Below are 6,150 nucleotides of genomic sequence, written 5' to 3'. Positions count from 1 at the left end.
ACCACATCCTGCTCGACGGCTGGTCCATGCCGCTGCTCATGCGGGAGCTGCTGGTGCTGTACGCGGTGGGGGCGGGCGACGCCCCCCCCCCCCCCCGCGGGGGCGGAACCCCCGAGAAGGAAGTCCGGGCCGGCCCCGCCCCCCCCCCCCGCGCGCGCCGGGGCGGCCCCCCCCCCCCCCACCGCGTACAGCACCAGCAGCTCCCGCATGAGCAGCGGCATGGACCAGCCGTCGAGCAGGATGTGGTGGGTGGTGATCGCCAGCTGCCATTCGTCCTCGGCCAGCCGGACGAGGTGGAACCGGATCAGCGGCGGGGCCGACATATCGAAATGATCTGCCTGGTCCGCGGCCAGCAACCGGTCCAGCGCTTCGGCACGTTCCGGTTCCGGCAGATCACGCAGGTCGATATCGCGCCACGGCACCGGCACGGAGTCCAGCACGAGCTGCACCCATTGGCCGTCGGAATCGGCGACGAACGCGGTCCGCAGATTCGGGAACCGGCCGATCATCGCCTCGGCGGCGCGGCGCAGGCGCGCCGGATCCACGACGCCGGCCAGGGCGACCGACGCCTGCATGGTGTAGACATCGTGCCCGTCCCGTACGAACTGGGCATGGAACAACAAACCGGCCTGCAGCGGCGACAGCGGCCACACTTCCGACAGCGCCGGGTAGTTGTCCTCCCACCGTTCGATATCGCCTTGCGCCACCCGCACCAGCGACATATCGGACGGAGTGAAACCGCCCGCGTCGGGCCGGCGGACATGGTCGGCGAGCGCGGTGAGCGCGGCCACCCAGAGGTCGGCGAATTCCCGCGCCCGCGCCTCGGTGAGCAGTCCGCTCGGGTAGGCGAAGGACGCGCTCAATACCGGGCCGTCGGCGCCGGAATTGACGATGGCGTTGATATCGAGCACCGCGTTGGCGGGCATATCACGATCCGCGTCCGCATCCACCGGGCCCAGATCGGCGGTCGGCAGCCAGCCGAGTTCGGCCATTTCGGCGGGGATCTCACCAGCGGAGACGCGACCCAGATAGTTGAAGCTGATCTGTCCCGGCACACGTTCGGGCAAGGCGCCGCCGGTTTCGGGATTCAGGTAGCGCAGCAGGCCGTAGCCGAGTCCCTTGTCCGGCACCGCGAGCAGTTGTTCCTTCACCGATTTCACCAGCGCACCCATGGCCGCGCCGCCCGCGAAGGCTTCGTCCGGATCGATACCCGGCAACTCCAGCCGCACCGGATGCACCGCCGTGAACCAGCCGACGGTGCGGGACAGATCGGCGCCCGGCACCACGGTCTCTTCGCGGCCGTGACCTTCCAGTTTGACCAGAACCGCCGCCGACGGATCGTCACCGCGCAGCCGTACCAGGGCCAGCGCGAGCGCGGCCAGCAGGGCATCGTTGGGGCCGCCGTGGTACCGGGCGCCGGCGGTGGTCAGCACCGCCTCGGTGACCTCGGTGGGCAGCGATACCTCGAACCGTTCGACGGTCGCGTTGGTATCGATCGCCGGATCGAACGCCCGGGTGCCGAGCAGCGGGTCCGGGGTGGCGGCGGTCTTCTGCCAATACGGCAATTCGGCGCGGCGTTCCGGATCGCCGGCGGCCTCGGCGAGCCCGTGCGCCCAGCGGCGCAGCGAGGTACCGACCGGCGGCAGGGTCACCGCCTGCCCGGCCGCGAGCTGCGACCAGGCCAGCGCCAGGTCCGGGATGACCATCCGCCACGACACACCGTCGATCACGAAATGGTGCGCCACGAACAGCAGTACATCGCGCCGTTCGCCGCGGAAGGCGAACCAGACGAACTGCGCCATCACGGCCCGGTCCGGATCCAGTCGGCCGAGCGCGGCATCGAATTCGGCGGATGCGAGGCGGGCGAGTTCGGTTTCGCCGATCTCGTCGTCGAGCTCGACCCGCTGCACCAGCTCGTCGACAGCGATCGCGCCGGGAGCCAGCACCTCGAACTCGGGCGCACCCGCCGCCGGCCGCACCAGGCGGGAACGCAGCGCATCGTGGTGATCGAATACCGCGGACAGGGTCGCGACCAGGGTCTCGCGATCGATATCGACCGGTAGGCGCAGCATCATGGGCTGGGTGAACCGCTGATACGGCGCACCGTCGTGCAGGATCTGGGACATGACCGGTAGCACCGGCATGGTGCCGACCCCACCGCCGGGCAGTTCCGCCAGCCGCTGTTCGGCCGCGGCACCGACCGTGGCGATCTCGGCGAGCCCGGCCACGGTCCGTCGCTCGAACACATCGCGCGGGCTGAACGCCACACCGCGGGCCTTGGCCCGGGAGACCAGCTGGATCGACAGAATACTGTCGCCACCGAGGGCGAAGAACGAATCGTCGACACCGATCCGCTCGACACCGAGCACATCGGCGAACACCTCGGCGATCACGGTTTCGGCCTCGCCCACCGGGGCCCGATAGGTCTGCGCCTCCAGCACCGGTTCCGGGAGTGCCTTACGGTCCAGTTTGCCCACGGGCGTGAGCGGTATCTCGTCGAGGACCACGATCGCCGACGGCACCATATGTGCGGGCAGCCCGGCGGAGACGAACTCGGTCACCGCACCGGTATCCACGCTGTGGCCGCGGACCGGCAGCACATACGACACCAGAATCGTGGCGCCCGCGGCGGTTTCCCGGCCGAGGGTCACCGCGTAGTCGATATCCGGGTGCGCGGCCAGGGCGGTATCGATCTCACCCAGTTCGACGCGGAAACCGCGGATCTTCACCTGGAAGTCGGACCGGCCGACGTAGTCCAGTTCCCAGCGCACCGTAGGCAGGGCCTCGTTACCGGCCCGCTCGCCGGGCGCCGCGTACCACCGGACGACATCGCCGGTGCGATACATCCGCGAACCCTCGAAACTGAACGGGTTGGCCACGAAACGGTCGGCGGTCAGGCCGGCCCGGTTGTGGTAACCGCGGGCCAGCGCACCACCGGACAGATACAGCTCACCCGCCACACCCGGCGGTACCGGGTTCAGCCGCGAGTCCAGGACCAGGGCCGAGATCCCGTGCACCGGGTCGCCGATGGTGACGTGTTCGCCCGGGAACAGCCGCGCGTACGAGGAGATGATCGTGGTTTCGGTGGGACCGTAGCCGTTGAAGTACCGGTGCCCCGGCTCCCATTTGGCCAGCAGTTCCGGTGTGGTCACATCACCGCCGACGGATACCACTTGCAGCGCATCCAGATTCGCCGGGTCCATGGTGCCGAGCACGGCCGGAGTGATGACCATATGGGTCACTTCCTCCGACCGCAGCAGTTCGGCCAGGTCGGGTCCGCCGATGATCTCACCGGGCACCACCACCAGGGTGGCGCCGACATAACCCGTGCACACCCATTCCAGGACCGACGGGTCGAAACTCGGTGAACAGATGTGCAGGAACCGGTGCCGCGCATCGAGCTGGTACAGATCGGCGGCCACATCGGCGAGACCGCCGATACCCGCATGCGTCACCACGACGCCCTTCGGCAGGCCGGTGGAGCCGGAGGTGTAGATGACATAGGCCGGATGCCACATCATCAGCGGCGCGAGCCGCTCGGCATCGGTGACCCGATGGTCCGGCTTCGCCGCGATCTCCGCCTGCACGGCCGGATCGTCGAGCCGCAGCCAGGGCGTAGCACCGGGCAAGCGGTCGACGAACTCACTGCTGGTCAAGCCCAGTACGGCGGCGGAGTCGGAGAGCATATGCCGCATCCGGTCCGCCGGGTAGTTCGGATCCACCGGCAGGTGCGCACCACCGGCCTTGGTCACCGCCCAGAACGCCAGCACGATCTCATAGGAGCGCGGGAAGGCCAGTGCCACAATACTTTCCGGCCCGACACCGCGATCGATGAGCACGCGGGCCAGCCGGGAGGATTCCGCGTCCAGCTCCCGGTAGGTCACCGACCGGCCGCGGTACCGGACCGCCACACCGTCGGGATTCATCCGGACACCGTGGTGCAGGATCTCCGGCAGCAGCCCGGTCGCCATCACCTCGTCACCATGGATATGGGTGAGCAGGCGGTATTCGGAATCGTCGATGATCGGCAGATCGCCGATCGGGGCGTCGGGCGTCCGGACGAGGGCATCCAGCAGATGCACGAAACGGCGGGCGAAAACTCCGACGGTCTGCTCGTCGAAGAGATCGCGGGCGTAGGAGAATTCCGCCGCCATCCCGGCTTCGGTTTCGACGATCCGCAGCGACAGATCGAATTTGGCGGTGTCGACATCGAATTCGACACCGGCGATCCGCAACCCGGGCAGGTCGAAACCGGCGGCGGGCAGATTGTCGAACGACAGCGCGACCTGGAACAGCGGGTGCCGGGCCGTGGAACGTTCGACCTCGACGAGTTCCACCAGTCGTTCGAACGGCACATCGGCGTGCGCGAACGCCTGGAGATCGGCTTCCTTCGTCGCCGTGAGGAATTCGGAGAAACTCAGCTCACCCCGCACATGCGACCGCAGCACCAGGGTGTTGACGAACATGCCGACCACATCGTCGAGTTCGGCTTCACCGCGGCCCGCGATCGGGGTGCCGACGGCCACATCGTCGGTACCGGACAACCGGGCCAGCAACAGCGCCAGCGCCGCGTGCACGACCATGAACACCGTGCTGTTGTGTTCGGCGGCCAGCCGGGTCACACCCTGGTGCAGCCGGGAATCGATCCGGAAGGGCACGGTGCCACCGGCGAACGATTGCACGCTGGGCCGCGGGCGGTCACCGGGCAGATTCAGTTCGTCCGGCAAACCGGCCAGCGCCCGGCGCCAGTACCGCGCCTGCTCGCTGACCAGGCTCTCCGGATCGTCCTCCGAGCCGAGAACCTCGCGCTGCCAGATGCTGTAGTCCGCGTACTGGACCGGCAACGGCGCCCATTCGGGTACCGCACCGGCGGAGCGGGCGGCGTAGGCGGTCATCACATCGCGGGTCAGCGGCCCCATCGACCAGCCGTCGGAGCTGATGTGGTGCACCACGAAAACCAGCACGTATTCCTCGGCGGCCGGATGGAACAGCGCCGCCCGCATCGGGATTTCGGTGGTCACCTCGAAACCGGCCGCGATCACCTCGGTGATCCGGGCCCGCAGATCCTCGGCCGCCACCGGAATCGGCGTGAGGTCGGGTACGGCCTGCGCGACCGGCAGCACCAGCTGGTAAGGCCGGCCGTCATGGGACGGATAGACGGTGCGCAGGGTTTCGTGCCGCGAAACCACATCGGTGACGGCCGTACGCAACGCCGCCACATCGAGGGTGCCGGTCAGGCGGACCGCGACGGGAATGTTGTAGGCCGCCGAGTCGGGGTCGAACTGGTTGAGGAACCACATGCGCTGCTGCGCCAGCGACAACGGCACCCGGTCGGGCCGCGGCTGCGGTGCGAGTACGGGCCGATCGGCACGGTCGCCGGCGATCTCTGCCGCGGCCGCCAGCGCGGATACCGTGGAAGCCTCGAACAGCATGCGGACCGGGACCTGTGTATCCAGCGCCTGGCCGACGCGGGCGGCGACCTGGGTCGCGATCAGCGAGTTACCGCCCAGCGCGAAGAAATCGTCATCCGCGCCGATACGGTCGACACCGAGGACATCGGCGAACACACCCGCCACGATCTCCTCGATCGGAGTCGACGGCGCCCGGAACTCCCGCGTCTCGAACGTCGGCTCCGGCAACGCCTTACGGTCCAGCTTGCCGGAGGTGTTGAGCGGGAACTCATCCAACTCGACGATGGCCGCCGGGACCATATAGGTCGGCAGGACCTCGCGCACAGCATCGAGCAGAGCGGTCTGCGCGATCTGCTGTCCCGGGGCGGGGACGAGGTAGGCGACGAGTTGCTCGCCGAGCTGCGAGGCCGCGACGACGACCGCGGCCTGGCTCACCTGCGGCTGCGCCAGGAACGCCGACTCGATCTCACCGAGCTCGATGCGCTGACCACGGAACTTCACCTGGAAATCGGTACGGCCCAGGTACTCGAGGACCGGTTCGCCGTCGACGCGCTGCCAACGCACCAAGTCACCCGTGCGATACATGCGCGTACCCGGATCGAATGGACTCGCCACGAAACGATCAGAACTCAGATCCGGACGCGTCACATAGCCGCGAGCCAGCTGATCACCGGCCAGATACAACTCACCCGTCACACCCTCGGGTACCGGCCGCAACCGCGAATCGAGCACATACACG

Annotated in this window: 1 protein-coding gene; it reads right to left on the bottom strand. The window is 68.4% G+C overall.

The features are described from left to right. The coding region (locus QH196_RS20740; RefSeq protein WP_280417474.1) for a non-ribosomal peptide synthetase at positions 1–6,150 on the bottom strand (6,150 nt) is incomplete at both ends.

This window comes from Nocardia carnea, from assembly GCF_029868325.1.
GTDB lineage: Bacteria > Actinomycetota > Actinomycetes > Mycobacteriales > Mycobacteriaceae > Nocardia > Nocardia carnea_C.
The sequence above is the reverse complement of the archived record's forward strand: the minus strand, read 5'-3'. Positions and strand labels throughout refer to the sequence as shown.